5 protein-coding genes are annotated in these 5,207 nt (G+C 55.2%); 4 read left to right on the plus strand and 1 reads right to left on the minus strand.

Annotation, left to right across the window (positions count from 1 at the left end):
- Window positions 1-356 precede the first annotated feature (356 nt).
- The 4 genes from tet(W) (at window position 357) to erm (ending at window position 4,867) form a co-directional block, all read left to right on the plus strand.
- A complete protein-coding gene (tet(W), locus tag HMPREF2836_RS00025; protein ID WP_070628949.1) occupies window positions 357-2,276 on the plus strand; it encodes a tetracycline resistance ribosomal protection protein Tet(W) in 1,920 nt (639 codons plus the stop codon).
- A gap of 195 nt (window positions 2,277-2,471) precedes the next feature.
- Window positions 2,472-3,782 carry an ISL3 family transposase gene (locus HMPREF2836_RS00030; protein ID WP_049353248.1) on the plus strand — a complete coding sequence of 437 codons (1,311 nt, stop codon included), beginning with the start codon at window positions 2,472-2,474 and terminating at the stop codon, window positions 3,780-3,782.
- 83 nt (window positions 3,783-3,865) lie between these two features.
- Complete coding sequence (locus HMPREF2836_RS09500) at window positions 3,866-3,913, plus strand: erythromycin resistance leader peptide (protein ID WP_011116968.1); 48 nt, start codon at window positions 3,866-3,868, stop codon at window positions 3,911-3,913.
- Window positions 3,914-4,012: 99 nt separating this feature from the next.
- Complete coding sequence (gene erm, locus HMPREF2836_RS00035) at window positions 4,013-4,867, plus strand: 23S ribosomal RNA methyltransferase Erm (protein ID WP_070628950.1); 855 nt, start codon at window positions 4,013-4,015, stop codon at window positions 4,865-4,867.
- Between the two features lie 65 nt (window positions 4,868-4,932).
- On the opposite strand, the gene HMPREF2836_RS09340 is transcribed toward erm, so the two are convergent.
- The coding region (locus HMPREF2836_RS09340) for a hypothetical protein (RefSeq protein ID WP_246822782.1) at window positions 4,933-5,207 on the minus strand (275 nt) is incomplete at its 5' end.

Consider the following 5,207-nt stretch of genomic DNA (forward strand, 5'->3'; position numbering starts at 1 on the left):
AAACGATTACACCACTCCACAGGACTTGACCTACTTGCTTTCCTAAAACTGATGTGATACAATGATTTAATCCAGAAAAGGAGTAAAAAATATGCGGCAAGGTATTCTTAAATAAAACTATAATCAAATAGTGGGAACAAAGGATTATGATAGCTCCTTTTGTAGGGGCTTAGTTTTTTGTACCCAATTTAAGAATACTTTTGCCTTATCAATTTTGACATATCCCCAAAAACAGCAATCACAAACAGGTGTATGCTGTATATGTGTATGTCCGCAACTTATAATCCCCAGTGGTAAAAGTATTTTACTGCTGGGGATTTTTATGCCCTTTGGGGCTGTAAAGGGAGGACAATCACATGAAAATAATCAATATTGGAATTCTTGCCCATGTAGACGCTGGAAAGACGACCTTGACGGAGAGCCTGCTATATGCCAGCGGAGCCATTTCAGAACCGGGGAGCGTCGAAAAAGGGACAACGAGGACGGACACCATGTTTTTGGAGCGGCAGCGTGGGATTACCATTCAAGCGGCAGTCACTTCCTTCCAGTGGCACAGATGTAAAGTTAACATTGTGGATACGCCCGGCCACATGGATTTTTTGGCGGAGGTGTACCGCTCTTTGGCTGTTTTAGATGGGGCCATCTTGGTGATCTCCGCTAAAGATGGCGTGCAGGCCCAGACCCGTATTCTGTTCAATGCCCTGCGGAAAATGAACATTCCCACCGTTATCTTTATCAACAAGATCGACCAGGCTGGCGTTGATTTGCAGAGCGTGGTTCAGTCTGTTCGGGATAAGCTCTCCGCCGATATTATCATCAAGCAGACGGTGTCGCTGTCCCCGGAAATAGTCCTGGAGGAAAATACCGACATAGAAGCATGGGATGCGGTCATCGAAAATAACGATGAATTATTGGAAAAGTATATCGCAGGAGAACCAATCAGCCGGGAAAAACTTGCGCGGGAGGAACAGCAGCGGGTTCAAGACGCCTCCCTGTTCCCAGTCTATCATGGCAGCGCCAAAAATGGCCTTGGCATTCAACCGTTGATGGATGCGGTGACAGGGCTGTTCCAACCGATTGGGGAACAGGGGGGCGCCGCCCTATGCGGCAGCGTTTTCAAGGTTGAGTACACCGATTGCGGCCAGCGGCGTGTCTATCTACGGTTATACAGCGGAACGCTGCGCCTGCGGGATACGGTGGCCCTGGCCGGGAGAGAAAAGCTGAAAATCACAGAGATGCGTATTCCATCCAAAGGGGAAATTGTTCGGACAGACACCGCTTATCCGGGTGAAATTGTTATCCTTCCCAGCGACAGCGTGAGGTTAAACGATGTATTAGGGGACCCAACCCGGCTCCCTCGTAAAAGGTGGCGTGAGGACCCCCTCCCCATGCTGCGGACGTCGATTGCGCCGAAAACGGCAGCGCAAAGAGAACGGCTGCTGGACGCTCTTACGCAACTTGCGGATACTGACCCGCTTTTGCGCTGCGAGGTGGATTCCATCACCCATGAGATCATTCTTTCTTTTTTGGGCCGGGTGCAGTTGGAGGTTGTTTCCGCTTTGCTGTCGGAAAAATACAAGCTTGAAACAGTGGTAAAGGAACCCACCGTCATTTATATGGAGCGGCCGCTCAAAGCAGCCAGCCACACCATCCATATCGAGGTGCCGCCCAACCCGTTTTGGGCATCCATCGGACTGTCTGTTACACCACTCCCGCTTGGCTCCGGTGTACAATACGAGAGCCGGGTTTCGCTGGGATACTTGAACCAGAGTTTTCAAAACGCTGTCAGGGATGGTATCCGTTACGGGCTGGAGCAGGGCTTGTTCGGCTGGAACGTAACGGACTGTAAGATTTGCTTTGAATACGGGCTTTATTACAGTCCGGTCAGCACGCCGGCGGACTTCCGCTCATTGGCCCCGATTGTATTGGAACAGGCATTGAAGGAATCAGGGACGCAACTGCTGGAACCTTATCTCTCCTTCACCCTCTATGCGCCCCGGGAATATCTTTCCAGGGCTTATCATGATGCACCGAAATACTGTGCCACCATCGAAACGGTCCAGGTAAAAAAGGATGAAGTTGTCTTTACTGGCGAGATTCCCGCCCGCTGTATACAGGCATACCGTACTGATCTGGCCTTTTACACCAACGGGCAGAGCGTATGCCTTACAGAACTGAAAGGGTATCAGGCCGCTGTCGGCAAGCCAGTCATCCAGCCCCGCCGTCCAAACAACCGCCTGGACAAGGTGCGCCATATGTTTCAGAAGGTAATGTAAAGATACATAATCGTCAAGACGGCAACAATCAGAAGTTATGGAGGGTAACAATGGAATATAGTAAGGAAGATTTAATGGCTCTTCGCATTTGAGGGTGTAGGTGTTGTGGGCGGGGTTGGGCGTGTCGTGGCCGGGTAGGGGTCGAGGTCTTCCGATGATGGAGATTGCTACACCGTCCATCTGAAAGACCTCGACATGGCCAATACTATCTTTGATCGCCCTGACCTGAGCGCGTTCACGCGCCTGGATGACCTGGGCCTGGAAGTGACGGGCCAGCGCATGTGGCCAGACCATGCAGTGTTGGCTTGCCGGATTGCTGGTGAGGACCGGTGGTGTCGACGCTGCGGATGCCAGGGCGAGTCGCGTGACACGGTGATCAGGCGCTTGGCGCACGAGCCTTACGGGTGGCGCCCCACGATCTTGCACGTGAGCGTGCGCCGCTACCGGTGCCAGGAGTGCGCCCATGTGTGGCGTCAAGATATGAGCCAAGCGGCCGATCCGCGCGCCAAGCTCTCGCGTGCGGCGGTGCGCTGGGCGCTCACTGGGCTGGTCGTTCATCATTTGACGGTGGCGCGTATCTCCCAGGCCCTCGGTGTGTCCTGGAATACCGCCAACACCGCTGTCCTGGGTGAAGGCCAGCGTCTACTGATCAATGATCCAACTCGGTTCGATGGCGTGCGTGTCATCGGGGTGGATGAACACGTGTGGCGCCACACCCCCTACGGAGACAAATACGTCACCGTTATCTTGGACTTGACACCCATCCGAGAACGCAGCGGCCCCTCCCGACTCTTGGACATGGTCCCGGGTCGCTCCAAGCAGGTCTTCAAAACCTGGCTGGCCTCCCGCCCCGACACGTGGCGAAGCCGCATCGAGATCGTCGCGATGGATGGATTCACCGGGTTCAAAAGCGCAGCCACTGAAGAACTCCCCGGCGCGAGGGCGGTCATGGACCCCTTCCACGTCGTGCACCTGGCTGGCAACGCCTTGGATGAGTGTCGCAGACGCATTCAGCAAGAACTCCACCACCGGCGCGGGCGTGCCACCGACCCCCTGTACAAGGCCCGCAGGATGTTACACACCCGCTCATGCCTGCTCACGCCACGCCAGCAGCACCAACTACTCAACCTGTTTTCCGGTGAGGAGCACGTCGCGCTCGAGGTCACTTGGAGCGCCTACCAGAACATCATCGACGCCTACCGCGCGCCCGACACGGACGCGGGTAAGGCCCTGATGGAAGCCGAAATCAACACCCTGACCTCCACGCGTGTACCGAGGGGTCTGACCGAGCTCATCACGCTGGGCAGGACACTCAAACGCCGAGCCGGGGACATCCTGGCTTACTTCGACCACCCCCACACCTCCAATGGCCCTACCGAAGCCATCAACGGACGCCTCGAACACCTACGCGGCTCCGCCCTCGGGTTCCGTAACCTCACCCACTACATCACCCGCTGCCTCCTCGAAACCGGCGGATTCAGACCCCAACTACACCCCCAATTATGAAGAGCCCCAAATCTAACCCCCGCGACACGCCGAGCCAGACACACATTTTGACCCTTAACCCTTTAATGGATATAATTAGACCCATGTTGATTTCAGGTACCGCTTTCTTGCGGTTGCGCACCAACCGCTAAGGCGGTTTCCTACCCCGTAGGTTAAAAACCGCTCCGGTCCTTTAGCCGGGCGGCTATTTGTCATGCCCGGCTCCCTTTCAAATCCAAGGAGCACACCTGATGTCTGCATACGGACACGGCCGTCACGAGCATGGCCAAAATTTTCTCACCAACCACAAGATCATCAACTCCATCATCGACCTTGTGAAACAAACCTCCGGCCCCATCATTGAGATCGGACCAGGAAGCGGTGCCCTCACTCACCCGATGGCCCACTTGGGGAGGGCAATAACGGCAGTTGAGGTAGACGCAAAACTAGCTGCCAAACTCACAAAAAAGACCGCCTCGGCGTCGGTCGAAGTGGTCCATGATGATTTCCTCAACTTCCCGTTACCCGCCACTCCCTGCGTCATTGTGGGAAACATTCCCTTTCACCTCACCACTGCCATTCTTCGAAAGTTGTTGCATGCGCCGGCATGGACTGCCGCTGTACTCCTCATGCAGTGGGAAGTCGCTCGCCGCCGGGCCGGGGTAGGTGCAAGCACGATGATGACAGCTCAGTGGTCCCCATGGTTCACGTTTCACCTTGGTTCCCGAGTACCAAGGTCTGCTTTCCGGCCACAGCCAAACGTTGACGGGGGGATCTTAGTGATCCGCCGGGTGGGTGACCCGAAGATCCCGATAGAGCAACGCAAAGCCTTTCAGGCGATGGTGCACACCGTTTTCACTGCCCGGGGACGCGGGATAGGGGAAATTCTCCGAAGGGCAGGGTTGTTTTCATCACGTTCAGAAACACAATCATGGTTGCGCTCGCGAGGAATCGACCCCGCGACCCTACCTCCCAGATTGCACACCAACGACTGGATCGATCTCTTCCAGGTGACTGGTTCCTCTCTACCTCACCATCGACCCATTTCACCATCGGGAAGTAGTCAACGACCTCCTCAACGGAAAAACCGAAGCCGGCGGCGTTAATCCCCACCAAAACCGAAATCCACCAGTAGTAGTGAACGACCCATGTTCGTCTACCGTGAGCCGCGTTATGGCAGTGACGTGTTCTCGTCGGGCACAGTCATAGTTCCCGGCGTTGCCAGCGACAGGGTTCTACACCCAGCAGCGGGACCGATCAAAATCACCCGCACGGGGAACGACCCTGCTGGTGGTTTCGATTTTGATGAAAGCGAGGAGACATAGCCCCTCGCCAACTCCCCGTAGCTGGCGAACAGTAGCTCCTGGCGCTGGCGCTCGTTGGTGAGTTTGCGTGCCACATCGAAAGCCTTATCAGTAGCGTCCCGCATAGTGGTGTAACCGTGTG

Source organism: Rothia sp. HMSC065C12, from assembly GCF_001812085.1.
Lineage (GTDB): Bacteria > Actinomycetota > Actinomycetes > Actinomycetales > Micrococcaceae > Rothia > Rothia mucilaginosa.

Excerpts from the sequence above, each read along its gene's own strand:
- erm (WP_070628950.1), top strand. The coding sequence starts at position 4,013 with ATGTCTGCATACGGACACGGCCGTCACGAGCATGGCCAAAATTTTCTC.
- HMPREF2836_RS00030 (WP_049353248.1), top strand. The coding sequence starts at position 2,472 with ATGGCCAATACTATCTTTGATCGCCCTGACCTGAGCGCGTTCACGCGC.